19 protein-coding genes and 2 pseudogenes are annotated in these 25,742 nt (G+C 58.1%); 15 read left to right on the forward strand and 6 right to left on the reverse strand.

Translation table 11 applies throughout. The features are described from left to right. Nucleotides 1–79: 79 nt before the first annotated feature. The 5 genes and pseudogenes from BSY18_RS16035 to BSY18_RS16060 form a co-directional block, all read right to left on the reverse strand. Complete coding sequence (locus tag BSY18_RS16035) at nucleotides 80–952, reverse strand: nucleotidyltransferase and HEPN domain-containing protein (RefSeq protein WP_069051162.1); 873 nt, start codon at nucleotides 950–952, stop codon at nucleotides 80–82. A 281-nt stretch (nucleotides 953–1,233) separates the two neighbouring features. After that, nucleotides 1,234–2,228 (reverse strand): annotated as a pseudogene (locus BSY18_RS16040) (isomerizing glutamine--fructose-6-phosphate transaminase); the annotation flags it as partial. Nucleotides 2,229–2,269: 41 nt separating this feature from the next. Further along, nucleotides 2,270–3,330, reverse strand: a pseudogene (locus BSY18_RS20730) (IS630 family transposase). Nucleotides 3,331–3,368: 38 nt separating this feature from the next. Beyond that, nucleotides 3,369–3,857, reverse strand: a complete 489-nt coding sequence (locus BSY18_RS21070) for a hypothetical protein (RefSeq protein WP_236823389.1) — start codon at nucleotides 3,855–3,857, stop codon at nucleotides 3,369–3,371. A gap of 34 nt (nucleotides 3,858–3,891) precedes the next feature. After that, entirely contained in the window at nucleotides 3,892–5,880 is a 1,989-nt protein-coding gene (locus BSY18_RS16060) for an acyltransferase family protein (protein WP_083231511.1), read from the reverse strand. A gap of 458 nt (nucleotides 5,881–6,338) precedes the next feature. Between BSY18_RS16060 and BSY18_RS16065 the strand changes: the two genes are divergently transcribed. From BSY18_RS16065 to BSY18_RS16130, 14 genes are all read left to right on the forward strand, one after another. Further along, nucleotides 6,339–7,643, forward strand: coding sequence for a sugar transferase (locus tag BSY18_RS16065; protein ID WP_069051165.1), 1,305 nt, complete (start codon nucleotides 6,339–6,341; stop codon nucleotides 7,641–7,643). Nucleotides 7,644–7,725: 82 nt separating this feature from the next. After that, on the forward strand, nucleotides 7,726–8,286 hold the full coding sequence (locus BSY18_RS16070) for a GNAT family N-acetyltransferase (protein ID WP_216094706.1): 561 nt from the start codon (nucleotides 7,726–7,728) through the stop codon (nucleotides 8,284–8,286). Further along, nucleotides 8,283–8,708: a sugar 3,4-ketoisomerase gene (locus tag BSY18_RS16075; protein WP_069051167.1), complete on the forward strand. Its 426-nt coding sequence runs from the start codon at nucleotides 8,283–8,285 to the stop codon at nucleotides 8,706–8,708. The genes BSY18_RS16070 and BSY18_RS16075 overlap by 4 nt, the downstream gene beginning before the upstream one ends. Beyond that, on the forward strand, nucleotides 8,705–9,799 hold the full coding sequence (locus tag BSY18_RS16080; protein ID WP_069051168.1) for a DegT/DnrJ/EryC1/StrS family aminotransferase: 1,095 nt from the start codon (nucleotides 8,705–8,707) through the stop codon (nucleotides 9,797–9,799). The genes BSY18_RS16075 and BSY18_RS16080 overlap by 4 nt, the downstream gene beginning before the upstream one ends. A 39-nt stretch (nucleotides 9,800–9,838) precedes the next feature. Then, a complete protein-coding gene (locus BSY18_RS16085) occupies nucleotides 9,839–11,050 on the forward strand; it encodes a hypothetical protein (protein WP_150126309.1) in 1,212 nt (403 codons plus the stop codon). A gap of 205 nt (nucleotides 11,051–11,255) precedes the next feature. Then, entirely contained in the window at nucleotides 11,256–12,143 is an 888-nt protein-coding gene (rfbA, locus tag BSY18_RS16090; protein ID WP_069051170.1) for a glucose-1-phosphate thymidylyltransferase RfbA, read from the forward strand. Next, nucleotides 12,143–12,688 carry a dTDP-4-dehydrorhamnose 3,5-epimerase gene (rfbC, locus tag BSY18_RS16095; protein ID WP_069051171.1) on the forward strand — a complete coding sequence of 182 codons (546 nt, stop codon included), beginning with the start codon at nucleotides 12,143–12,145 and terminating at the stop codon, nucleotides 12,686–12,688. Before rfbA ends, rfbC begins: the two co-directional genes overlap by 1 nt. Further along, entirely contained in the window at nucleotides 12,685–13,545 is an 861-nt protein-coding gene (gene rfbD, locus BSY18_RS16100) for a dTDP-4-dehydrorhamnose reductase (protein WP_069051172.1), read from the forward strand. The genes rfbC and rfbD overlap by 4 nt, the downstream gene beginning before the upstream one ends. Nucleotides 13,546–13,640: 95 nt before the next feature. Next, nucleotides 13,641–14,705 (forward strand): dTDP-glucose 4,6-dehydratase, encoded by a 1,065-nt coding sequence (rfbB, locus tag BSY18_RS16105; protein WP_069051173.1) that lies wholly within the window; start codon nucleotides 13,641–13,643, stop codon nucleotides 14,703–14,705. 236 nt (nucleotides 14,706–14,941) lie between these two features. After that, nucleotides 14,942–16,294 carry an O-antigen ligase family protein gene (locus tag BSY18_RS16110; RefSeq protein WP_069051174.1) on the forward strand — a complete coding sequence of 451 codons (1,353 nt, stop codon included), beginning with the start codon at nucleotides 14,942–14,944 and terminating at the stop codon, nucleotides 16,292–16,294. Nucleotides 16,295–16,307: 13 nt separating this feature from the next. Then, nucleotides 16,308–17,042, forward strand: coding sequence for a polysaccharide biosynthesis/export family protein (locus tag BSY18_RS16115; protein WP_083231513.1), 735 nt, complete (start codon nucleotides 16,308–16,310; stop codon nucleotides 17,040–17,042). 55 nt (nucleotides 17,043–17,097) lie between these two features. Continuing rightward, complete coding sequence (locus BSY18_RS16120; protein ID WP_069051175.1) at nucleotides 17,098–19,254, forward strand: GumC family protein; 2,157 nt, start codon at nucleotides 17,098–17,100, stop codon at nucleotides 19,252–19,254. Nucleotides 19,255–19,303: 49 nt separating this feature from the next. Further along, the gene (locus BSY18_RS16125) at nucleotides 19,304–20,497 is read left to right on the forward strand and encodes a tetratricopeptide repeat protein (protein ID WP_069051176.1); all 1,194 of its coding nucleotides are present in this window, start codon (nucleotides 19,304–19,306) and stop codon (nucleotides 20,495–20,497) included. Between the two features lie 97 nt (nucleotides 20,498–20,594). Continuing rightward, entirely contained in the window at nucleotides 20,595–22,595 is a 2,001-nt protein-coding gene (locus BSY18_RS16130) for an acyltransferase family protein (protein ID WP_069051177.1), read from the forward strand. On the opposite strand, the gene BSY18_RS16135 is transcribed toward BSY18_RS16130, so the two are convergent. Continuing rightward, nucleotides 22,537–23,295, reverse strand: coding sequence for an SGNH/GDSL hydrolase family protein (locus BSY18_RS16135; protein ID WP_069051178.1), 759 nt, complete (start codon nucleotides 23,293–23,295; stop codon nucleotides 22,537–22,539). The genes BSY18_RS16130 and BSY18_RS16135 overlap by 59 nt on opposite strands. Nucleotides 23,296–23,345: 50 nt before the next feature. Between BSY18_RS16135 and BSY18_RS16140 the strand changes: the two genes are divergently transcribed. Beyond that, nucleotides 23,346–25,355: a right-handed parallel beta-helix repeat-containing protein gene (locus BSY18_RS16140; RefSeq protein ID WP_083231517.1), complete on the forward strand. Its 2,010-nt coding sequence runs from the start codon at nucleotides 23,346–23,348 to the stop codon at nucleotides 25,353–25,355. Nucleotides 25,356–25,742: the final 387 nt, after the last annotated feature.

The raw sequence follows: 25,742 nt of genomic DNA on the forward strand, positions 1-25,742 counted from the left end.
AACGACTCCTAGACGTGGACCTACAACGACCACATCATCACACAGCTACGGTGGTGCGGAGGTCGTCCACGACATCACGTCAGTCCCCAACTAAGTTCTCCAAGAGAGACACGCGTTCGCAAAGCCAAGCTAGCTCCTCGTCGTTAACCTTGAAGTGCAGGGAATAACGCGCATTCACATATGCCTGCCGCAGCAGTTCGAAGCACCGGCGGCTGAACCGGACGTCGCGAGGCCAGGCCTTGGTCAGCTCGGGCGCGATCGCCTCCGCATGGCCGCGGAGAAAGGCCAGTTTGTGAGACTTTGGGCTGTAGAGGGTGAAGACAAGCATCACGCAGTGGTAAAGCCGTTCTGTAGCCTGATGCATCAAGAACGCAGCGTCACGGGATTTGCCCTTTTGGACGAAAAACATCGCTCCTGACTTGGCACTGTCTGCTTGCTCAAACCAGATGTCAAAATGCTTCTGCGCCTCAGCACGAGCCACATCTGGGGCGAGTTTGGCCGGCGTCGTAAACGGAAACCCCTCGGCCTCGTACAGCGCGATGCCCTGTGTGGCGATATCGGTGAAGAACGGACGTCCCTGCTCCAACTGCTTGTTCACATCCTTGAGGCTGTGAACGATGAAGCTCACCGGCGCGCTGAGCGTGTGCGTGATTGTCATCGCGCGCATCAGCCGGTCATCTGTGGCTGCCCAATAATCAACGATATCGGTAAGGCGTTCGTCATTAACCACAATTAACAGATCAAAATCTGACTTATAGCCGCCAACAGGGTCATTGACCCAGTCACCGCGGGCATGGCTGCCATAAAGAATAATCTTGAGGATACGGCCCTGCTTTTTCCAAGGCGCTGTAGTGCTGCCGATCGCGGCCGCAAACTCCTCGAACAGGATACGCATTGCGCCCTGCAGCTCCTGCTGCTTCCGGCTGGGCAGATGGTCGAGATCGGTTCGCATATCTCCATCGTGCGACCCTGGCGCAGCCACCGCAAGGTCAGATGAATACAAAAGTCTGTGTGTGATTGCTCGGTGATTGCTTGCAATATAAATTTTAATCTGGTACTTTGTGAATAGTTCTAATTGGGCTGCACCCGCTTAGAATTTTATTTCAGAGATGGGTCTATGGCATTCACTTGGATAAGTGAGCGGAGCAGGCAATTATAAATATATATCATCTAAGTTATTATTTTATTAGGTGATAAATTGGTGCGGTAAGGCTATGATTATCCTTGTTGGTTCTATTTTACCGTCACTGATTTCGCCAGGTTGCGCGGCTGATCGACATCGGTGCCCTTGGCGACGGCGACGTGATAGGCGAGCAACTGAATTGGTACGCAGTAAACCATAGGGCCAATTATGGGGTGTACCTTGGGCATCTCGATGGTTGCCAGGCAGCCTTAGCCTGCTTCAGCCAAGCCTTCGGCATCGGAGATCAGCACCACTTGGCCGCCGCGCGCGCGCACTTCCTGCATGTTGCTCACCGTCTTTTCGAACAGCGGGCCGGAGGCGGCGATGACGATGATCGGCACCGCCTCGTCGATCAGCGCGATCGGGCCATGCTTCATCTCGCCTGCAGCATAGCCTTCGGCATGGATATAGCTGATTTCCTTGAGCTTCAGCGCGCCTTCGAGTACCAGCGCGTAGTCCGGCCCGCGCCCCAAATACAGCACGTCGCGGGCCTGCGCAATCGTGTGCGCCATCGCCTCGATCTCGGCATCATGACCCAGCGCTTCGTTGATCGCCGCAGGCGCTTCGATGAGGTGACGGACGATTTCGGCCTCTTCGGCAGCATCCAATCGTCCCTTGGCGCGGGCCAGGTTGACCGCGAGCGCCGCCATCACGCCAGCTGGCAGGTAAACGCCTTGGTCGAGGCAACCCCGATTTCCGGCCCGGCATGCGTCGGCAGCAAAAAGTTCGACCTCGCGCGCAATCGAGCTGGGCGGCACGTTGATGATGCCAGCGGTGGTCGCCCCTCCTGCCTTCATGTGCCGAAACGCCGCCAGCGTATCGGCGGTCTCACCCGAATGGGACACCAAGACCCCCAGCATGCCCGGCATCAGGACGGGATCACGATAGCGGCATTCAGATGCCACATCGACTTCGACGGTCACGCGCGCCAGCTGCTCGATCCAGTATTGGCGATCATGCCGACATAAGAAGCGGTACCGCAGGCGATGATCGTCACCCGGTCGATATCGGACATCGCGAAATCCATCTGTGGCAGCGCGACCTGCCGCCTACCGAGATCTGCTCACTTATACCAACGCGCATTGATCATGACCCATGAGCCCACCTGCGCAGGCCGATAGACATAATTCGCCATGGCTGATCGACGAGCTTGTTCCATGCGAAGCAGCAGTGGTCGACGATGTCGTCGTATGATTGGTAGATGCGGTTCGATAACCAGTTGTCGCGCATGAACTGCCACACATTCTCCACCGGATTGAGTTCTGGGCACCTGGGAGGCAGAGGCATGAGGGTGATATTGGGAGATATGACCAGCTCGGCCGAGTTGTGCCATCCGGCCTGATCAAGCAGCAGCACCGCATGCGCACCTGGCGCGATGTGGAAGGCGATTTCCTCAAGATGTATACTCATCGCCTCGCTGTTGCATTTGGGCATGACGATCCCGGCGGCCTTCCCTTCAGCGGGGCATATCGCACCAAACATCCATGCGGAGGCGCATCGCTGATCCTTGGGCGCTGATGGGCGGGTGCCGCGTCTGGCCCAACGCCGGGTGAGCTTGGTTTGCTGGCCGATGCGCGCTTCGTCCCGCTACCAAAGCTCTACGGGCGTTCCTCTCGGGAGCCTTCGCTTGATCCGCGCCAGACGGGAGGCGAAGTTTTTTTAAAATCGACAATGTCATCGGGCTTCTGCCCGTGATGCCGTGGTCACGCAGAGAGTTTGCGATATCCCATCGCGCGAAGCTCGCGCCCCAAGGTATGGCGGGTGACAGAAAGCGCGAACTCATCCCAGCCCCACTGCGCCAGATCTGCAAGCCGCCAGCGCACAACGCCATGGGCAGCAGGGATCGGCCCAGCCTCGACCGGCTCCGCCAGCCGGGCGCGTCGCTCATCATTCAGGATCGAAGCTCGTCCCGGTGCCTTGCGTGTTGCCAGGGCATCAGGACCGCACTCGTTGAACCGCAACACCCAGTCGCGCACGATCTGCAGGGTGACCCCGGCAAACCGGGCCGCATCATTCCGACTTCCACCGTCAACGATCAACGCCAGCGCCAGCAGCCGACGAACCTGTTCCGGGTCACTGCATCGTCGGGCAAATCCCCGCAAATCCGATGATGTGTAATCGGTCCGAACCCCACTCGCTGCCGCCATTGCAAGCCTCCATATGCCTGCCGCAACGAATCACAATTTCAGCCAGTTGGGAATCCCTCTCGTGAGTCAGCCTCAGCGCGCCTTGGTATTAGCAGACGTACGCCCATTCCCGAATCGGTTTCGCTCTCGAACCGGCGGCCGCGCTCGATCAACGCATTGCCCAGGCTCTTGAAGTTCTCAGTGATACCGATGTGCACAAGGTCAACCTCTTGGGTCGCATGTGGGTGCGCGTTCGATTTGGTCGGCGCGCCGTGCGTCGCCCAGCGAGTGTGCGCAATGCCGAAATGTTCCGGCGCGAAGTCCTTGGTTAGTATATCGACCTGGTCACTCAGCTTGCCCTGGGCGCGCCTGTGGGCACGCGGGCCTTCATGAACCGTGCACATGTGGACCGAATCATAGCCGCTGTACTCCATCTCTTTCAGGTCATCGATCAACTCATTCAAAACATTGCGCCGGGCGATTGTTCCAACGACACCTAACATTGGGGAATGGGCTGTTCCGGCCAGATAGAGAATGCAGATGTCCAAGTCTTCGGGGACTAGCAAGTGATGGCTGCAAACATTAGCGCACGGGGAAAGAACCAATAATGTCCAAAAGGTCGGGATAGAGTAGCATTGCACCCTCAAGGCTGAGATGGTCATCATCCCAGTAAAGCACCTTGCCAGCCGAATAAACCCGGCACTGCCCGTTGTCGCACAGAATTTGCTCGGGATGGAGCGCCTTAAGATGTTCGCCATAGGGCAGGCTATCGAGGATCTCGAAAGTCGAACGCTGCCTTTGCTGATAGTAGCGCATAGGCCGCGTGAATTTCTCGGGCGCGCGCCCTTGGCTCACCATCCGCGCCAGTGTCGTCGGGATGTTATACCCGGTTTCGGGTATCGGGTAGACGATGACCACGTCACGGCCCAGCTTGATAAGTGCATCGACCATGCCACTAATTCCGGTCTGCATGGCGCGCTTCGCCTGTATGGAAAAGCGCGGGACGGTCTCGCCGTTTTCAAGCATCAGATAAGGGAGTTGCTCGTTGCTCTCCGCCGGGCCGAAATCGACGGCCCTACCACGGGTATAGGATGTCCAGCGTGATGCGATGATAATGGTCCTGATTTCCGGATGCTTGCCGATAAAGTCGAGCCAGCGCCGATTGTTTGCAATGCATTGCGTGCCAGTCCCGACGCCGAGCAACGGCGGGCAGCTAGCATCAACCCCGTAATAAAAGGACATCCCCTTAGCCTTGGCAACTGCCTGGACCGCGCCTGTTATGGCATCGGCATGCGAATCGCCCATCAGAAAGCCTGTGGGCTGCGGGTTGCTGCCAATGACGCACCCGCCCTTTGGATCCAGCTGCTTTTCGACCTGTGCCGAGCAGGTGGCCATGCGGTCGGTGAGCGATTCGCTGGCTACGAGGATGCGAGTGACGTTCGGCGAGAAACGCAAGGGCAAGCCCTGCGCCACCAAAATCGCGCCGCTCAGGCCGATGCTTAACATGACCGTGGCAGCGGCAGCGACGAACACTGCCTTTTGCGTCTTGATCAGGCCGGTTTTCGACCGGAATGGGCGTTCGACGAACCTCCACGAAAGATAGGCCATAAACAATGCCGAGCCGACGGCGATCGCCGATTGCATGGTGGTCAGCTCGTCGATCGCGACATATTCGGCCAAGACTAGCGCGGGCCAGTGCCAGAGGTAGAAGGAATAGGACAGCAGGCCAACAAACACCATCGGGCGCAGCGCCAGAAGCCGGCCGACAAGTGTAGTTCCGGTCGAACCGGCCAGGATAATCGACGCGCTGCCCAGCACCGGCAGCACCGCGCCCTGGGCAGGAAAAGTCGTCAGCTTTGTGTACAGCACTGCCGTGGCCAGTATGGCGACCAGGCCTGCTCCGGCAAGAAGCTCACGCAATAGCGGATTGCTGATCCTGGCATGGCCGACAAAGGCGAGCATCGCACCGATCAGCAGCTCCCACGCCCTGAGCGGTGCAATGTAGAAGCTCGATGTCGGCGATATAGCCATTAACGCAACCGACAGGCCGAAGGACAGCAATATGGCGGTTACTACGACCGGCTGGATTCTACGGGGCATAAATCGCTGCAGCAGCACTAGGATCAGCGGAAACGCGAGATAGAATTGCTCTTCCACTGCGAGCGACCAGGTGTGCAGAAGAGGCTTTGCCTCGGCAGCGCCATCGAAATATCCCGATTGCCACCAGAACAGCATGTTTGATCCCGACAGCACGGTGGCGACCAAGGATTTTGCATAGTCCATCAAATCCCGAGGCATCATAACTATCGACGCCATCACCGTAGTTACGAAAAGCATGAAAAACAGCGCAGGGAAAATTCGCCGGATGCGACGTTCGAAGAAATTCCGAAAGCTGAACGTGCCCGAAACTATTTCCTTGTTGATGATACCGGTAATCAGATAGCCCGAAATAACAAAGAATACATCGACACCGACATAGCCCCCCGACAGGAAGGGTACGCCTGGATGAAACAAAACAACCGTGGAAACCGCAATGGCGCGTAGTCCATCAATATCAGGCCTGTAATTCACCCGCCACCTCGAGTCGAAATGTCATAAACGTTGCAATTTGATTGGCCTGAAAGGCAATAAGACGTTGCGAGCGAAGGACCTGGCCGCAGACTGTTGTGTGAATTTCAGCCCTTCCGCCCAACCCCAGATGCGCCAGTCCGGTGTTCCCTTCGGGGCGGCGGCCTTGAAAAAGAGCGCAAGTTCAGGTCTCAGCCCCCATCCGGTTCGCGGCTCTTAGTAGCATGTTCCCGCCGTCACAAGAGTGCGTTGCCCGTTCCGCAATGCGGGGCGATGTCCCGGCATCTCAATTTGTGGCCCACGCAGTGCCGCGCGGCACTGCGTGGGCCAGTCATAGCTGCCATTTGACTTTTGGCTACAACGGGTGGAAAGGGGCCCCAAAGCGCCACATGGCGTGGTGGTTCGACCACCAACAGACTGTTCAGGCCAACGTCCCGTCCAAGCCTAATGGAATATGCATCGTGAACAATATCGTTGTGAAAAGGGGATCGATCCATCCTGTGGCGGCAGCCGCTGACAGCCGGCTTGCGCGCGTCATCCTCAGCTCGAATCGCTATGTTCTTGCGCTTGGCCTGATGGTCGGACTGATTGCGCCGTTGTTCTCCATCATCCAGCCTCAAACCCTTGGCCGGATTATCCCGACGCTGGAACATTTCGCTCCGACGCTGGCATGTTGTCTGCTGGCGATCGTAACAGGCCATTTTTCGGTGCAGCGCATCGCTGCGCTGCCACTGATCTCCTCGGCTGCCGTTGTCATTCCGACTTTCATGGCTTCCTACGGTTTTTCCTATTTCACTCTTTACGTCACCAAGGTTCCGCTCGGTGTGAAGCCAATCTTCGTCAGCCTTGCGGTGGTGATCGCGCTAAACATGCTGCTTGCGCTGTTGCGAACCAAGCACCTGCACCCGGTGATCGGGATTCTCGGTGTCGATGACACGACCTTGAGGGACTTGCCCGAAAGCGTTGCCTGGTTGCCGCTGGAACAGCCGCAGTTCGTCAAGGGCATGACAGCGATCGCCTATGACCCGCATGCCGATCTCTCGATGCGATGGTCCTCCTTCATCACCAAGATGGTGCTCAATGGCGTGCCAGTCTATCATTTGTCGCATATTGTCGAGGGTCTCACAGGCCGGGTTCGGTTCAACAACGAATCCGAGAATGAGTTTGGCGCGCTGCTACCTTCGCTCTTCTATCTACGACTGAAGCGGACGCTGGACTTGATGCTCGCCATAATGCTTTTCCCGATCTTCCTCTTGATCATCGCTCTTGCCAGTGTAGCGATCCGACTGGAAAGCCCCGGCCCTGCCGTTTTCCGCCAGGTGCGCATCGGCCATCGCGGCAAGCCGTTCATCTGCTATAAGCTGCGCACCATGCGTTCGGGCATCAAGGGCCCCGAGTTCACGGTCGATCGCGATCCGCGCATCACCAAGCTCGGAATGTATCTGCGCAAGTGGCGCATCGATGAACTTCCACAGATCTTCAACGTGTTCAAGGGCGATATGAGCTGGATCGGGCCGCGCCCTGAAGCGCTGAATCTGGCCAAGCACTATGCACGGCATGTCCCCTTTTATGGCTATCGCCACGCCGTTCGCCCCGGCATTACGGGATGGGCAGCGGTCCACCAGGGCAACGTCGCCCAGGTTGCAGCCGCCACGGAGAAGCTGGAATATGACTTCTTTTACATCCGCTATTTTTCCGTGTGGCTGGATATCCTGATCATCTTCAAGACAGTGATGACGGTCGTCACCGGTTTCGGGTCCAAATGATGCATTGCGCCCGTATCGAAAGCCATGGCGCGACGTGCCTCGGCGCGATCGCCTGAATTCCGACCTCTGCAAGGAAACGCCATTGAATCATCAAATTGCCGGGGATATGGAAGGAGTTTCAGGACCCTCGCTGAAGCTGCGGCTGGTCGAGCCGGATGACGCGGGCTATATTCAGGACCTGCGAATGCAGCCCAGATACAACCGTCATCTCTCGCCCGTGACCGGCGATGTCGAAGACCAGCGCAACTGGATTCTGCGCTACAAGCAGGCGGAGCAGCGTCGCGAGCAACTTTATTATGTGATCGAACGGCACGATGGTTGCCGGTGCGGACTGGTCCGGCTCTACGACATCACGCCTATGGCTTTCACCTGGGGAAGCTGGATTCTCGACGAGAACAAGCCGCCCAAGGCCGCGCTGGAAAGCGCCATGCTCTCGTTCTACATCGGCTTTGGTCTGCTGGCGCTACCCATGGCGTTGGTAGATGTGCGCATTGAGAACGAGAGGGCAGCCAGTCTGTACCGGGGCTTCGGCATGGAAGAGACTGGCGTCGATGAAGAAAACATCTATTTCCACAACCACCGGGACGTCTTTCTTGGTCGCCTGCCAGAATATGTAAAATTGCTTGAGGCCAATTCTCGATGATCAGCAGTCAATCCGGTACCGTCAGAGAAATCAGCCTTCCCCAAATTCGGGATGCGCGGGGCGATCTGACCTTTGTGGAAGGGATGGAGCATATCCCCTTCAGCATCGCGCGCGTCTATTACCTGTATAACGTGCCGGCCGAAGCAGAACGGGGCGGCCACGCGCACAAGGAACTCGAACAGGTCATCTTCGCGCTGTCGGGCAGTTTCCGAATCAAGGTTTCCGATGGCATCGACACCCAAGAATACTGGCTGCGTGATCCTGCCAAGGGCCTGTACATCAATCGACTGATCTGGCGCGAAATGGATGCCTTCAGCGAAGGCGCGGTGTGCATGGTCCTGGCGTCGCATCGATATGACGAGCAGGATTATTATCGCGATTATGAAGAATTTCTCGATGTTGTCCGGAGTAAGCAGGCGTGATCCCTTTTCTTGATTTGGCTGCAACCTATAACGAGCTTAAGCCCCAGCTAGACGAAGCCGTGATGCAGGTGCTGGGCTCCGGCCAGTATATTCTGGGCAATGAAGTCGCACTGTTCGAACAGGAATGGGCATCCTATTGCGGCGCCCAGTTCGCGGTTGGCGTCGCCAACGGGCTGGATGCGATCATCCTGGCGCTCCGCGCGCTCGATGTTGGGCCGGGCGACGAGGTGATCGTGCCTTCGAATACCTATATCGCGACCTGGCTGGCGGTGTCGGCGGTGGGGGCCAAGCCGGTCCCGGTCGAACCCGACCCGTTTACCCACAATATCGACAGCAGCCTGTTGGAAGCGGCCGTTACCAAGGCAACCAAGGCAATCATTCCGGTGCACCTTTACGGTCAGCCTGCGGATATGGAACCAATCCTGCAGTTCGCCAGGGCCGCCGGTCTTGCCGTGATTGAGGATGCCGCACAGGCGCATGGTGCGACCTACCGCGATCGAAAGATTGGTGCGCACGGCGATATCGTGTGCTGGAGCTTCTATCCCGGCAAAAATCTGGGGGCGATGGGTGATGGCGGAGCGATCACCACGGACCGGGCCGATCTGGCCGACAACATCCGCATGCTGCGCAACTACGGCAGCAAGGTGAAATATATCAATGAGGTGAAGGGACATAATTCGCGCCTGGACCCCATTCAGGCGGCGATCCTGCGCGTCAAGCTCGGTGTGCTCGATGAATGGACCGACCGCCGCCGACAGGTAGCGGCCTATTACAGCGAGGCGCTGGCCGAAACGTCGCTGATCTTGCCACACATTCCCAATTGGTGCGCGCCGGCCTGGCACCTCTATGTCATTCGCACCCGCGATCGAATTGGGCTGCAGGAGCGGCTCAAAGCCAGTGGTGTCGATTCGCTGATCCATTATCCGGTGCCGCCGCACAAGCAGCTGGCCTATGCCGATGCAGGCTTGGCGCCGGGCAGCCTGCCGATCGCGGAAGAGCTGGCCGATCAGGTGCTCAGTCTGCCCATGGGCCCGCACCTGTCGCACGGCGACATGTGCACTGTGGCCGAAATGGTGAAGCTGCATGCCTGACGCAGGGCGCTGTTTCTTCCTGTTGAATGGACCCTGTGTGTGGTGATGCTGACCGGCAGAGAAGCGGCCTTCGGCCTTGGGGGGCAACGCTATGCGTCGCCTTCGGTCGCTGCAGCGACACCGACCAAGACGATCTGGTTTCTGTTGCCGCTGCTGATGACGATTTCATCGATTTCGCGCCTTCCGGTACTCGATCAGGGCGAATTACTGAAATATGTCATCGCCGCCTGCGAGTTTCTGTCGGTCGGGCTGATGTGCAGCCGGGTCCAGGATAAGCGGCGAGTGGTCCTGTTCACGATTTTCGGCCTGTTGTTCATCATCCTGAAATTCGCATTCGGCGCATCAACTGCACTGCTCGAATTCGGCCAGCCGTTGCTGCCCAGTTTTCAGGAAGCGCGCTTCGGCATCATGCTGGCATTCCTGCCGATCATCTATCGCTTCTACAGGTCTATGGACCGCAGGGATCTTGTGAGATTCTGTATCTACATGGTCGTGTTTATCGCTCTGCTCGATGTGTTCGTCTTTGCCTTTCTGGCACCCGACCAGGCACTCGTTCTCGGCGAGCGGACCTATCAGCGCTATGTCTGCTCCACCTTGTTTCCGCTATCGGCGGCCTGCATCCTAATTTCGCGCTCGGATACTCACCCTAGGGAGATGCTCACGGCACTGCTGGTGACCGGGGTGCTGTTCCTGCATGCGCTTCTGATCACGACAAGCCGTATCGAAACATTGTTGACCGCTGCGGTACTGGTTTACGGCATGTCGCAATGGTTGCGGTTCCTGCCTATTGTCCTGTTCTCAGTTATCATCACATTAACGATCGGCGTGGCGTTGTTTTCGGGTGACTCATTCGAGTTCAGCGGAGAAGTGGCCGGTCGCGATTATGGATATGCGCTGGCCGTGGCAGCCACTGCCTTTCCCTTTGGCTTCGGCTTCGTCACCGACAATATTCTCCGCAACGCACTTGCGGTGTCAGAACAGTATTTCTCGTCCGACTATGGAATGCTGCTGTACATCCTGCGCTATGGCCTGCCGGGTGCACTGCTGGCACTGGGGCTGATCAGCTATTGGGTGGCGTTTGTGGTGCGCAGCTATCACCGCACCGGAATCATGTTTCTCGCGCTCGCATTTTTGGCCTATATCCTGTTCATCCCCATTCTGGATTATAGCTCGTTCGCTGGGGGTGCTGTGCTGTCGACCATGGCGATACTCGGGCGACGAGCGCACACTGCCGTTCCCGCCAGATCATAAGGATGAACGTGGTGTCGGCTTTGCATCAGGCATATTTGGGGGTCCCATCCTGCGGCTTGCATCGCGCGGAATCTCTGTCTAACGGCTCCAGTAGTTCAGGTTATTGCCAGTTGAGCTGTAAATCTCCGTGTCAGCTCCAAAAATAAGCAAAAATGGTAAGGCCAAAAAGGCCGTCAGTTTCAATATTGGTAGGAATGGAAGTTTCATGACCGAACGAAAAGGTATAATACTCGCTGGAGGGTCTGGAACTCGGCTGCATCCCTTGACGCTCGCTGCGTCAAAGCAGTTGATGCCGGTGTACGACAAGCCAATGATCTATTACCCATTGTCGACGCTAATGCTTGCCGGTGTACGGGATATCCTGATTATCACTACGCCGCATGATCGCCCTGCTTTCGAGGCTTTGCTCGGCGATGGGCAGGAGTGGGGGATTTCGCTCACTTATGCCACCCAACCACACCCGGGAGGTCTTGCCCAAGCCTATCAGATCGGCGCGGACTTTGTTGGTACTTCGCCTTCGGTGCTCATTCTGGGTGACAATATCTTCCATGGCCATGGCCTGGCCGAACTGCTCCGGGCGGCGGATGCGCGCACCAGCGGGGCGACGGTCTTCGGCTATCACGTCAACAACCCCACAGACTATGGCGTGGTCTCATTCGATGCGAACGGCAAGGCTGAGACGATCGAAGAAAAGCCGGCTCAGCCCAAGTCTAATTTTGCCGTGACCGGCCTGTATTTCTACGACGGGCGAGCGGTGGACCTGGTCAAGCAGCTTTCCCCTTCGCCACGCGGCGAGCTCGAAATCACCGATCTAAACCGACTGTACCTTGAAGATGGCAGCCTGTCGGTGGAGCTTATGGGGCGCGGCTTTGCCTGGCTGGACACCGGTACGCACGGTTCGTTGCTCGACGCCGCACTTTATGTCCGGGTGACCGAGGAGCGGCAGGGCCTCAAGCTTTGCTGCCCGGAAGAAATTGCGTGGCGCAATGGGTTTATCGACGACGAACAACTCGCCGTGCTGGGTACCCGCCTGACGAAGAGCGGCTATGGCAATTACCTGCTCGACCTGCTCAACAATCGGGGGTCTGCATAGTGCGTTTCAGCCCGCTCAACATCCCGGGTCCGGTGCTGATCGAGCCGACCGTGTTCGGAGACGAGCGCGGTTTCTTCCTGGAATCGTGGAATGCTCGGCGATTCGCAGAAGCCGGGCTAGACTGGACGTTCGTGCAGGACAATCACAGCCTTTCTTCGAAAGGCGTGTTGCGCGGCATCCATTTCCAGAATCCCAACCCCCAAGGCAAGCTGGTGCGCGTTGTCAGCGGAGCGGTGTGGGACGTGGTAGTGGATCTGCGGCGCTCGGCTGCATCGTTCGGCCAATGGTTCGGAGTCGAACTGAGCGCGGACAACAAGGCCATGCTGTGGGTGCCGCCCGGCTTCGGGCATGGCTTCCTCTCGCTTGAGGACGGCACTCAGTTCTTGTATAAATGCACGGCTGATTATGACCCGTCGAGCGAGCAGACGCTGAAGTGGAACGATCCGGATGTCGCCATTGCCTGGCCGATCGAGGGGCTGGACGTGCAACTGTCCGAGAAGGATCGCAACGGCAAGCTGCTCCATTCGATAAAGGCTTATGCATGAAGGCTCTGGTACTTGGCAGCAAGGGCCAGCTGGGCCGCCAGTTGGTGGCATGCGCACCTGCAGGCTCGATCGTCGTGCAACACGACATCGATACTCTTGACATTTGTGACCATCACGCGCTCAGGACGAGTGTCGAATCCGCGCGCCCAGACATTATTTTCAATGCTGCGGCATTTACCAATGTCGATGGCGCAGAGGCGGAAGAGGAGACGGCCCGGAAGATTAACGGCGAGGCCGTCGGTGTCCTGGCCGCAGCGGCGCGCGATCTGGGTGCGAAGCTTGTCCATGTCTCGACCGATTATGTTTTTGATGGGCTGAGCGGTCGGCCTTATGCGCCAGACGCACCGACCCATCCTGTCAGTGCTTATGGCCGTACCAAGCTGGCCGGCGAACGAGCAGCCGGTGATGCTGCCCTGATCGTCCGGACGGCGTGGGTGTATTCTACCACCGGAGGCAATTTCGTCCGCACGATGCTGCGCTTGTTCGGCGAGCGGTCCGAAGTGCGGGTGGTCTCGGATCAAATGGGCACGCCCACTTATGCCCCCGACCTCGCCAAAGCGCTTTGGACGCTCGCAGAAAAAGAGGCCAGCGGTGTTTATCATTACACCGACAGCGGCGCGGCCAGCTGGTACGATTTTGCGGTGGCGATCCAGGAAGAGGCGCTCGCGCTGCAATTGTTGGACAAGGCAATTCCGATCGTGCCAATCCCGACATCTGGCTACCCTACACCCGCCACGCGGCCGCATTATTCGGTTCTGGATAGCACGAAGACTATGGCAGTCCTGGGCGGCCCAGCCCCTCACTGGAGGGCCAATCTGCGCCTGATGCTGCGCGCCATATCGTCGGAAGCACGGTGACCCTGCCTCTGTACGGGCCGCGCATCAGCGCGCCGGCTCCTGATTTGTAAATATGGTTGTGCGCGATTGACAGCGCTTGAAGGAAAAATAGGAAAATGAAGAACATCATTGTAACAGGCGGTGCCGGTTTCATTGGCGCGAACTTCGTGCGCCATTGGCGACAAAAGCAACCCGATGATACGATCATCGTGCTCGATGCTCTGACTTATGCTGGCAACCCTGCGAATATTGCTGGAATGGACGGTGTCGAACTTGTCGAAGGCGATATCTGCGATACCGATCTGGTGCGCAAACTGCTGGTCGAACGGCACGTTGAGACCATCGTTCATTTCGCCGCAGAAAGCCATGTCGACCGTTCGATCACCGGGCCCGATGCCTTTGTTACGACCAATGTGATCGGAACGCACAGCCTGTTGAAAGCGGCCAAGTCGGTTTGGCTCGATGAAGGCAGCGGGCGTCCGCATCGCTTCCATCACGTTTCGACCGATGAAGTCTATGGTTCGCTCGGCCCCAACGATCCTGCGTTTTCCGAGACGACGCCCTACGCGCCGAATTCACCCTATTCGGCATCCAAGGCAGCTTCGGATCATCTGGTGCGTGCCTATCACCACACCTATGGGCTCGAAACGACGATCAGCAACTGTTCGAATAATTATGGTCCGTATCAGTTTCCGGAAAAGCTGATCCCGCTGTTTCTGCTGAATGCGCTTTCAGGCCGGAATCTGCCGATCTATGGCGATGGCATGAACGTGCGCGATTGGCTGCACGTCGAGGATCACTGCGTAGGCATCGAACTGATCCTGAAAAAAGGCCGCCCCGGCGAGGTCTACAATGTCGGCGGCGGGCAGGAACTGCCCAACATCAAGGTGATAGACGAGATCTGCGCCACGGTCGATGCGGCCTTCGCAGCGAACCCCGACCTGGCCGCCCGCTTCCCCGGTGCCCCCGCAGTGCGGGGCGAACCGTCATCAAGCCTCAAGACCTATGTCGAAGACCGCAAGGGACATGACCGTCGCTATGCGATCGACGAACGCAAGATCCGCACCGAGCTGGGCTATGCGCCCGCGCGCGATTTCCCGCAGGGTTTTGCTGAGACCCTCGCCTGGTATCTGGCCAACGAGCCGTGGTGGCGAGCGCTAAGCCTTGGCAACAAAGGCTGAGGCAAATGGCGCCATGGTGGCATTCATGGGCGGCAACGTCGTCGAGCGAATGCCACTCTAAAGACACAGCGCTGCAGCATTCCGATGGCCGGACCGCCGAAGGCATTGATCATTCTCACGTTTTCGGATTTACCGATCGCATCGGCTTCTGGGACGCGCAAGGCAGGTGCGCTCAGAAGCAGACCTAAGCTTCCGGTTATCGGCGCATCGAGAGCCAATGAAATGAAGGGCACTGTATGAAGGCCAGAAATCGCCCGGCTCAGGGCGGCGCTCGCAATTATGAATTCTACATTCTTGCTGTTCTGCTGATCCTTGTCGGGCTATTGGGCGGCAGCGCACGGAGCGATGTTGCGGGCCTCGTCGTCCTCTTGCCGGTGGCCATCTCAACCGCCTTCTGGGCCTTGACGCAATATTCGGTGGACGAGCTTCGCCGCTATCGCTGGCTGTTGATTGGTGTCTGTATGCCATTGCTCCTGGCTGCGCTGCATCTCTTGCCGTTACCCCCAGAGATCTGGCGCGGCCTGCCAGGGAGGGAGATCATCGCGAGGATCGATGCGTTCAACGGGGTGCCAGATCTGTGGCGGCCACTGTCCATCTCTCCCAAGGACAGCTTGTATTCGTTATTCTTTTGTTTCGTGCCCTTGTCCGTCTTTCTGTACGTGCTGCACCTGGGACCGGCCTTCGACCGGAAGATTGCGGCGGTCCTCGCGATCATTATCGGTCTTGGGATTGTGGTCAGCATTCTTCAGGCAGTCGGCGTATCCATCAAATTGTACCGTTACAATTCTGAAATGTCGGGCATTTTCGCCAACCGGAACCACCAGGCCGTACTGCTGTCGGTTTCGGTTCTGTTCCTGCCCTTTGTCTATCAGAAGGCACGGCACTTGGACCAGTACCGGATACCGCTGATCCTCGCTGCCATTGTTTATATCCTGCTGATTGCCGTTCTGCTGCTGATCAACGGGTCACGCATGGGACTGATCACGTTCGTGGTCGCATTGGTCCTGGCACCCTTTGTCGATCGCAGCATCCTTCGATCCGGTAAGGGCCATTTCCGCAAGGCCGGCGGGGTTCTGATCGGTGCGGCGGTACTGGCGGTTGTTACCTTTGCCGTTTTCATCCTGTTCACTGCGCGCGATGTGACCTTTGCCCGTATCGTCGGAGGCCTGGACTCGTCGCGTCTGGACGTCTGGCAAAGCATCGTCGCCGCGTTGCCCGATGTCATGCCATGGGGCACGGGTGTCGGCACCTATGTTGCCGGCTATCAGGCAATCGAACCGGGAGCGCTTTTGTCGCCGTCCTATTCGAACCATGCCCATAACGACTGGCTAGAGCTGGTCTTCACGACAGGTGTTCCCGGCCTTGTCCTGGCGGTGCTTGCGATAAGCGCCTACAGCCGGGGATGGATGCGCGAACTGTCGGCGGGCAGACGCGCCGATCCGGCAAAGCGTTTGGGCCTTATGTGTCTGTTGGTTTTGGCCATTGCGAGCATGACGGATTATCCGCTAAGGACCCCTCTCATTGCTGCGGTAGCAGCGATCGCGGCTGCTTGGGCCGCGCGGCCTACCGGCTCACCTGTCAAGCCATAATCTGGAAGTCGATATGAAGAATGTTCGCGAATTCTGTTTCCTTGCAGCCGCGATCTGCCTCGCGCTGTCCGGCTGTGCGTCGTCATCGTCCGGCCCGATCGGTGGCGGTACAAATCTATCGCTGGTCGGCGGAGAAGAACTGCCCACACCGCTGGATCAGGATTATCTGGCGTCTGAGCAGCCGTTCGTGATCGGACCATTCGATGTGCTGACCATCGCCGTATATGGTGACGACCTCGGTGTCGAAGGTGTGCAGGTCGATGCCAGCGGACGGATATCCTTCCCACTGATCGGTTCGGTCGAGGTGGCAGGCAAATCCCCGCAACAAGTGGGCTCAGAAATCGAAGACCGGCTCAAGCAGGGTTACTACAAGAACCCTAAAGTTTCCGTGAACATGAAGGAAACTTCCAGCCAGGTCGTCTCCATCGGCGGTGAAGTCAAGCGTCCGGGCATCTATCCGGTGATCGGCGACATGACGTTGATGAAGGCCATCGCACGTGCTGAAGGCTGGACTGAGTTCTCAAAGAAGCGTGAGGTGATTATTTTCCGCAATGTGAGCGGTAAGAAATATGCAGCGCTTTATGACGCCCGGGCTATCGAACGCGGCAATTACATGGACCCACGCGTCTATCCGAATGACACGATCATTATCGGTGATTCGCAGGCCCGTCGTGACTTAAAGAATATCTATGGCATTGCACCATCTTTGATTGCTCCGTTGATCTTCCTGCTTGATAGCAACAATTGATAAATTTACTGGATTGCACATGACGTCGACCAATTCTTTTTCTGACGGTAGCTATATGGATATGCAAGCACCTGTAGTGCCGGTGAATCGGTCGGCTGTTCCGCCGCTGCTGCTGCAATACTGGAACACGGTGCTGCGTTGGCGCTGGCTGATGATGGGGATCGTGTTGGGCGCGATCGTCATCGGTGCGGTGATCACGCTGTTCATGTCGCCGCAGTACAGCGCCGAAGTGCAGATTCAGGTCGAGCGGCAGCAGAAGCAGATTACCAAGGTGGAGGGCATCGAAGCCGAAAGCTCGGCCCCCGATCTGGAGTTCTACGCGACGCAATATGCGCTGCTCGAAGCACGTCCTATTGCCGAGCGCGTCGCTACCTCGCTGCGTCTTTATGACAGTGTCCAGTTTCTGGAGGCGCATGGTGTAGCGCCCGATACTTTTGACGCCATGGAAACTGGCCAGGCACGCGGGAAAGCCGCCGATGCCAAAAAGGCAATGGTGGTCGGGATCCTCCTTGGCCATGTCGAGATCAATCCGATCCGGCTGTCGAAACTGATCAACATTCGCTACACCAGCCAGAACCCTGAACTGTCGTCGCGCATCGCCAATGAATGGGCCAAGGCCTATATCGCCGAGAGCATGGAGCGGCAGTACGCATCGACCGCTGATGCGCGCAAGTTCCTTGAGCGGCGGCTGGTGATCCTGCGTGATCGGCTCGACGAATCGGAACGCGTTGCCGTGTCGTACGCCGCGCGCAGCGGCATCGTCTCGTTCAGTGATACCAAGGATGCTGATGGCCGCACTGTCACCAACCAGACGCTGGCTAGCTTGAGGCTCGAAGAGCTTGCTGCCGAGCTTAACAAGGCGACCGCCGCCCGCATCACTGCGGAGTCGCGCAAGGGGTCGGTCGGTGCCAATGTCACTGAATCGGTCACCGGCGGTGCAATTGCCACCTTGAAAGCGCAGCGCGCGACAGTGGCGGCCGATTATGCCCGCAAGACCGTGCAGCTCGATGAGCGCAACCCGCAGGTGCAGGAATTGCGCGAGCAGCTTCGCTCGCTCGACGAAGCAATTGCCCAGGAATCGCGGCGCATCACACTCACGCGACAGACCGAATATCAGGAAGCGACAAACCGTGAGCGGGAACTCCGCGGTGAGTTGCAGCAGATCAAGCAGGAATATGAGGCAGAGCGAACCGCCAATATTCAATATGCGGCTTTGCTGCGCGATGCCGATACCAACCGTCAGATCTATGATGCGCTGTTGCAGCGCTACAAGGAGATCGGCGTCGCTGGCCAGGTGGGCGTGAACAACATCAGCGTCGTACAGCCTGCGATCGTGCCCAATGCGCCTTCTTCGCCCAAGTTGCTCCTGAACCTGCTGCTCGCGCTTTGCGTAGGGTTGATCCTGGCTGGGCTGACTGCAGTGGCGCTGGAGCAGATTGATGAGGGTATCGATAATCCGACCGATGTCGAGACGCTGCTCGGCCTGCCGCTCCTGGGTGTCACGCCAATGACCGCAGACGACATCCTGTCGAATTTGAAGGATGTGAAATCGCCGATTTACGATGCCTATTTCACCTTGATGTCGAACCTGTCGTTCTCGACAAACCATGGCTTCCCCAAATCGATCTCGGTCACCAGCACACGGCCGAACGAAGGCAAAAGCTCGTCCTCGGTTGCTCTCGCGACGGTTTTGGCTCGCACCGGCAAGAACGTCATTCTTGTCGATGGCGACGTCCGCAAGCCCTCGGTCAACGGCCTTCTCGACCTCAAGAATGATCGGGGCCTTACGGACTTCCTGTCGGGCAACGATGACTGGCGCAGCCTGGTGCAAACCGGCCATGCCGCAAATATCTCCGTCATTTCGGCAGGACGCACGCCGCCAAATGCCGCCGAGTTGCTCACCGGTTCGCGCTTGGCCGAACTGGTGCAAAAGCTCGGCGAGGTCTATGACCATATCGTGATCGACGCGCCGCCGGTGCTGGGCATGGCCGACGCTCCGCTCATCGGGCGTTCGGTCGAGGCGGTGGTTTATGTCGTCGAATCGGGTGGCCCGCCGATCCGCGGCGTGCGTAACTCGACGCAACGCATCCTGTCCGCCAATGCCAAGATTGCTGGGGTCATCCTGACCAAGATGAGCCAACGCTCGATGAGCTACGGCTATGGATATGGCTATGGTTACGGCTATGGCTATGGTGACGAGAAAGAATCCTAAACGTGCACGCCGTTTGCTTCATCGCTGCCATGATTGATGGTACCCGATAATGACTGGTGCTTGGTCCGCGCTGCGCTATGTCATTTTCGTGGCCGGTCTCGGCCTTGCCTGGGTCGCGTTCAACATAGCTGCGTCGAATAATGTCCGTCTCGGTAATCCGCGCCTTGCCTTTCAATATGATCCTACCGACGGGCAGGTTCTTGCCAACGAGATCAACCGCAGGTTCATCGAGGAAAAGCGGTTCATTATTGAGGGGCGCGACATGGCAAATGTCCAGGCTTCGCTGGCCTGGAATCCGATGAACCGCGTATTGTTGCGGGCACTGGCAGCGCATTATGAAGCCTCCGGCGACATGAAGCGTGCACTTTCCGGCATGCAGCTGAGTTCAGCCATATCCAAACGCGACACGATTGCCCAATTGTGGCTGGGTGAATTTTATCGGCGTCAAGGCAACTTGCCTTCTGCCCTAGAGCATTTCGATTACAGCATGTCAGTCAGGCCTGTGACGAGCGAAGTCGTGATTCCGAGCGTCGTGCGCGATCTTGGCAAGCAGTTTACACTGCCCGTGAAGCTGTTCGACCCCTATGCCCGACGGCCATGGTTCAAGTCGTTCGTTTCTACGCTGGTGGGGCAGGATCCGCAGCTGGCGTTCAGCCTGTTTTCCAGCGGTCAGATTGACGTTCGCCGTCTAGGGTTGCAAGCCACTGCCGTCGATCTTGCCTATTCGCTGATCCGCAGTGGGGATACCGATTCAGGCATCGGCTTGCTGCGGCGCATCAGACCCAAATTCGACCCGGCTTTGCTGCGTGACCCGCGCATTTCCACGCAGACTGCCGACCCGCTACTCGGTCCGTTTGCCTGGACCTTTCCGGACGACGCGGTTCAGTCCGATTATTCCGAACAGGGCACGCTGAAGCTGACCGGGCAGGTGGCCGGCCGTGAACTCGTAGCGTCGCGCGACATTCCAGTTCCCGGCTCCGGACGCTATCAGCTGAGTTTCGAGCATGCCGACCAGGACGATGCATCAACCAAGCTGATCTGGGGCTTTCAGTGCATTGGGGCAGAGCTTGTCTCAGACCTCCAATCCGCTGTGGAGCCAGCAAATGCACAGCGCAGCGGGGAGGCGGTCTCGGTCGATGTCGGCAGCGATTGCAGGATGCTGCGCGTGATGCTGTATCTGGACGGCGATGGTTCGGGTGCCACGGTCGAGACCCAGATCTCCCGTTTGCGCCTTTCGCGCTGATCCGGGCATCACCCGCAATCTGATGTGGGGCACGGCAGCCAGGACGATCGTGCGGTTTGCGATGCCCAGCCTCCGGTCGAGATCGCAAGCCCCATCGATGTCTGTCAGCATCGCCTATCGGCCCGAGCTTGACGGGCTGCGCGCGATTGCGGTGCTCGCCGTCATGGCACATCATGCGGAGCTTGACGCGGTACCTGGCGGATTTACCGGTGTGGACATATTCTTCGTCCTCAGCGGCTATCTCATATCGGCCATCATCCTGGGCAATATCGAAAGTGGGACTTTCGGCTACCGCGCATTCTACCTGCGCCGAGCGCTGCGCATTCTGCCAGCCATGCTGTTCGTCACCCTCATCACCCTGGTGGCGTCATTGCTGGTTATCGATCCAGCCAACATCAAAACCACCGCTCAAAGTGCGATCGCATCGGTTGCGATGCTGGCCAATGTCTATTTCTGGCTGAGAAGTGGCGGCTATTTTGGCTTGGCGGCACCATATATCCCACTGATCCACCTCTGGAGCCTGGCCGTCGAAGAGCAGTTCTACCTGATCGTCACGCCTGCCCTCGTCCTGATGAGCCGGCGCAGCCTGCGCGACAAGGGGATTGTGCTGGGCCTTGCCGCACTTTGCTCGTTCCTCCTGTGCTGCTATCTCAGTATCGCCAAGCCCGGTGCCAACTATTTCCTGCTGCCCACGCGCGGGTGGGAGTTTCTCGCGGGAATGCTTGTCCTGCTGGGCGAGCGGGCCGCAGCAGGGCGTCTGTGCTCCAAGGCGGGCCCTTGGCTGGCAGCAGCTGGTCTGGCGATGCTGGCGGCACCCATTTTCCTGCTGTCCTCGGCAATCCCCTTTCCCGGCGTGGCGGCGGTGCCGACGATCGTCGGTACTTGCCTGTTCATCGCCTTTGCGGAGCAGGACCGAGGCGTTGGCCGCATTCTTTCCTGCTGGCCGCTGGTTGCTATCGGGTTGATATCCTACAGCACCTATCTCTGGCACCAGCCGCTGCTGGCAATGTTCCGACTGCTGTCGCCCGACGAGCTGACGGTCGCTTCGGCCGCGGCCGTACTGGTGCTCAGCGTGCTGCTGGGCGCTGCCACCTGGCGCTTCATCGAGATGCCGTTCCGCGGTGGTGGACGGTTCCAGATGCCCAAACTGGCTGCGATCGTCGCGGCTTTATTAGTGATCATCGCAACGGGAAGTCTGCTTGCGTTCGGGAAGCAGCCGGTGTCACTGACCGTCCGGCAGCAGTATCTTGTTCAGTTTGCTGACCCTTACATCGCTTTCAACCAACGCTGCCGCACGGACGAAAACCCGGATCGCCCGCTTGGCCGGGGATGCAGGATCGGCGCCCCGGTGCGACCCAGCGTCGCCATCGTCGGTGATTCCTATGCGACTGGGGCAAGCGCCGCCTTTGCTGGTCCGCTGAAGACAGCCGGTCTCAATGCGTTGATTCTCACGGCGTCCGGATGTCTCCCGCTTTGGATCGAGCGCGGCACGAGCGACCCTGCCGCAGCGACTTGCGACCGTTATTCAGCAGCTGCGCTCGATCACGTGATAGCCCGTCCGGATTTGCAGACGGTCATCCTGGTGGCGCGATGGTCGCTTTATGCTGGGTCAGACGGTGCCGACGGTATCTATGCCGCCGATCCGGGCCGAAGGGTGCGCACCGCGCTGCTGCAACGCGCCTTGAATGACACCGTCAACCGATTGCTGAGTGCAGGACGCCATGTGATTATCGTTTACCCCTCGCCTGCGGCAAGGCGCGACATTCCCCGCTATCTGCTCAAGCGTGAACGGCTGGGCTGGCAGATCCCGCAACAGCTGACCATCCCGCGCTCCGCCTTTGATGCGGCCAACCAGAAGTTGTTCGCACTGCTCGACCGCCTTGGCGAGCATCCCCGCCTCACGCGGCTATACCCTGCCCGAGGCCTGTGCCCGGCCGACCTTGCGGGACGATGTCTCGTCGTAAAATCCGGTCGTCCACTCTATTTCGACGATAACCACCTCTCTGCCGAAGGGGCGCAACTGGCATTGCCGCCCGACCTTATAGGATCGGTGCTCGGTCGGACTTCGGCTGATTGGGCGCCTGACAGGCCGCGCTGAGGTTTGTCACCCATTGCTTCTGCCCTGCATCGTTGAAATGTACACCGTCCAGGGTCAAGCCCTTGGCCGTGGGCAGGGGATCGATCAGCAATCCACCTGTCTCTTCGGCTATGGTTTTCAACTTGGCATTCAACCTTTCGCGCATCTCTTCGCTGAGTGCGGCTGCACCCGGCCGCGACTTGTCGATTGGCATGATCGAAACGAAAGCGAGCCTGGAAGGCAAGGCCGCCTTGGCTAGCGCCTTGTAATCCGACGCCCATTTGTCGGGGTCTGTATTGAACGCTGCAACTGAATCGTTGATCCCCAGCGCGAAAACGACCAGTTCGGGTTCTACCTGGGCGAAGATGTCCGGGCCCAGGTCCACCCAGTCGCGGACGCGAGAACCGGGAATTCCGGCCAGCAATATCGGCTTCGCGCACATTTCATACACACCACTGCGCGCCACGATGGAGTCACCCAGCAGAACGACGCCCTTTTCGCCGAATGTCCGCTGATCAGCGAGGATCCCGCCAATCGCCTCGTCAAAGGTGATGCTTGCCGCTGCCGGATCAGGCGATGCTTTTACAAGGGCTCCGTCTACAACGGCCCCGTCCGATTTCACTTGGTTGGGCCCGTTCGAAACATCGGGGGACTGGGCGGGAAGCATCTGCGCGATGACAATCACAATCAACGCTACCAGCGCAACCGCGCCGAACGCCATAAGACCCGATTTTCTTCTCATAACCTACCTCACCCCCAGATCGAACCAGAATGCCGCGATCTCGCCGTCCTAGTGCGATAGCCTTCCACCTTCAATGCAACTCGATAGCGTACCATATCCCAGGTGTTCGACATGCAGTCACGACATACTGCTTGATAGTATCGCCTCACGGTCGCCTATCGCATAGGGTTGTACCTGCTGCTATGCAGCAGCGCACAGCGCGGGCCAGCAATCACTGGTTTCTCGGGCATATTCACGGTCGCAAGGACATGGTCAAATCTATGAAAGGCAGAATCACGCGACGCTCCGCCCTCAGGGGTGCGGCTGGCCTGTCGGTTGTTGGCTTAGGGGCTGCTTCGGTCGAACCGGCCACCGCGCTGGTTGCTTCGGCACCCCAGGTGGTCGGCAGGAATCCGTTGTTCGACAATAGCGACGAGGGGTGGAAGCTCACTCGCAAAGGAGAGCTGTTCTGGACCACTGGCCCGGTTGATCTGTACGTCAACGAGGGGCGAAAGGCGGTTCTGGTCTCTGAATTCGTTACCACGGACCGGTCGCTCGGCAGTTTCGAATCGCCGTTGATCGAGAACGACGGAAATTTGCGTCAGGTGCTGGAATCCATCGGCAGCAATCTGGCAGGGCGCGAGGGCGCGGGCCATGTCGGATTTTCCCGCAAGGAACCCGGCGCTTATTTGCGCACCGTCGAATCAAAAAGCGCCGATATCGTGAGCGCGTTCGACTTTCTGCCCGAAGAAATGTGCCGCAAAATCCGGACTAACCAGACCGATGCCAGCGATGCCGATATCATTACCGCCTGTCTTCAGGCGGCGCTCAATCGTTTGGGATCACAGCCGCAACAGGGTGTCTCGGTTTCGCTTTATCTGCCCGATGGCACCTATTGGGTGCACACCCTGGGGGTGCAGGGGTGCATGATTGTGGGCCAGTCGCGCTTAGGTACGATCCTGAAATGCGCCTCTGGCGGTACCACTGCAATGCTCGATGCCAGGGTCAACCGCGATGGCCAGAAGCGCAACACGGTCGGCAGCTGCGAGATTCGTAATCTCTCGCTCGACGCCAACGGCTTTGCGCGGTCGGCCTGTGCGCTTTACGGCGGCTCGTGCATCCTCAAGAACGCCGAAATCTATGGATCGCGTGGCGACGGGCTGATCGTCGAATATGTACTGAAGACCACGATCGAGAATGTCACCGTCCGAGACAACATGGGCAATGGCATCATCGTCGGCGTGGACCAGCCACTGCACAGGGGCGATGTCAGCACATCGATCAAGATGGTCAACATCTGGGCCAAGCAGAACCGCGGATGGGGACTGATGGGCTCGAACATCAACTATTGCGCTTTTGACAATGTGACCACGCAGGAAAACGGAGCAGGCGGCATCTTTCTTGACGGTGCAGCAGGCGGGTTGAACGCTGTCAGCAACGTGCTTTTCAACAATTGCGCCTCTGAAAAGGATGCCGGACCGGCCTATATGCTCAAGGCCTTGAGGAACGTGGTGCTCCATTCGGTGTTCCTGCTCTCGCTTGGCGATCGCGATGCTATCGTGATGGAAAACTGCCTTGGCGAACTGCGCGCAATCACCGATCAATATGTCCGCAAGAACAATTCGGTGTCGCTCAGGGTCGTCAATCCCGTGACGCTCGGCGGGATCGTGGTTGCGGGCTGTTACCTGAGCATGGCGCAAGGGGATCTCAAGTTCTGCAGCTTCCAGAATGCCATCATCAACAACAAGCCGCTCAATTCGCTGAACAACCTCGTGCTGAATTCGGCATCTGATGATGACGCGATATGGCTTGCGCTCGACCCGGCGGATCAGGGTCCGCGGGGCATGTCCATCACGACCGGCCGGGGTAACCGGCTCGCCAAGTTTCTTGGCGCAGGTGGTTGCATCCTGAGCACCGCCGTTCCCGGCAGCATTGCGCCAGCTGCGCTCAATCCGCGCGACATGCATGTCACGATCGAGAACGACATTTTGGTCTTCCGGGTTCGCGATGCGCAGGGCGTCATGAAGAGCGGCCGGGTCAAGCTCTTTCCAGACAGCTAGGGAATGCAGGCCCCACCCCCTGTACCACTGACGCCTTTTCGGTGCTTCGGCCAATTTCCATCCTTTGGCGTAAAGTCTGGCGCATTTCCGGGGAGGGCGCTAAAGGGGCCGCGGAAAAATTGCAGCAAGGACCTGCGCTGCTTGGTGGATAGGGAGAAACGGGTAGCGGTACGGAACCATTCCAGCGCGTTCAGCGCCGCTTTTGGATAACCCGTTTACATCACCGTATCGAACCAGAGGGGTGCTATTTTACTGCAAGTGTATGCCGGAATATCTTGTGGCTTGTCGATGTATAATGCAGATGTTTTAGATAAAGAGTGTAATTTGAATAATACATCGGCAAATATTGCTGAAAAATCTGATTGGATGCATCAGCAATATTTGATT

Source organism: Blastomonas sp. RAC04 (assembly GCF_001713435.1).
GTDB lineage: Bacteria > Pseudomonadota > Alphaproteobacteria > Sphingomonadales > Sphingomonadaceae > Blastomonas > Blastomonas fulva.

Bases quoted from the DNA above. Each gene is read 5' to 3' on its own strand.
- BSY18_RS16075 (WP_069051167.1), top strand. From the start codon at position 8,283: ATGATCAGCAGTCAATCCGGTACCGTCAGAGAAATCAGCCTTCCCCAA.
- BSY18_RS16130 (WP_069051177.1), top strand. From the start codon at position 20,595: ATGTCTGTCAGCATCGCCTATCGGCCCGAGCTTGACGGGCTGCGCGCG.
- rfbA (WP_069051170.1), top strand. From the start codon at position 11,256: ATGACCGAACGAAAAGGTATAATACTCGCTGGAGGGTCTGGAACTCGG.
- BSY18_RS16110 (WP_069051174.1), top strand. From the start codon at position 14,942: ATGAAGGCCAGAAATCGCCCGGCTCAGGGCGGCGCTCGCAATTATGAA.
- BSY18_RS16035 (WP_069051162.1), bottom strand. From the start codon at position 952: ATGCGAACCGATCTCGACCATCTGCCCAGCCGGAAGCAGCAGGAGCTG.
- BSY18_RS16125 (WP_069051176.1), top strand. From the start codon at position 19,304: ATGACTGGTGCTTGGTCCGCGCTGCGCTATGTCATTTTCGTGGCCGGT.
- rfbB (WP_069051173.1), top strand. From the start codon at position 13,641: ATGAAGAACATCATTGTAACAGGCGGTGCCGGTTTCATTGGCGCGAAC.
- BSY18_RS16115 (WP_083231513.1), top strand. From the start codon at position 16,308: ATGAAGAATGTTCGCGAATTCTGTTTCCTTGCAGCCGCGATCTGCCTC.
- BSY18_RS16135 (WP_069051178.1), bottom strand. From the start codon at position 23,295: ATGGCGTTCGGCGCGGTTGCGCTGGTAGCGTTGATTGTGATTGTCATC.
- BSY18_RS16120 (WP_069051175.1), top strand. From the start codon at position 17,098: ATGGATATGCAAGCACCTGTAGTGCCGGTGAATCGGTCGGCTGTTCCG.
- rfbD (WP_069051172.1), top strand. From the start codon at position 12,685: ATGAAGGCTCTGGTACTTGGCAGCAAGGGCCAGCTGGGCCGCCAGTTG.
- BSY18_RS16140 (WP_083231517.1), top strand. From the start codon at position 23,346: ATGCCGCGATCTCGCCGTCCTAGTGCGATAGCCTTCCACCTTCAATGC.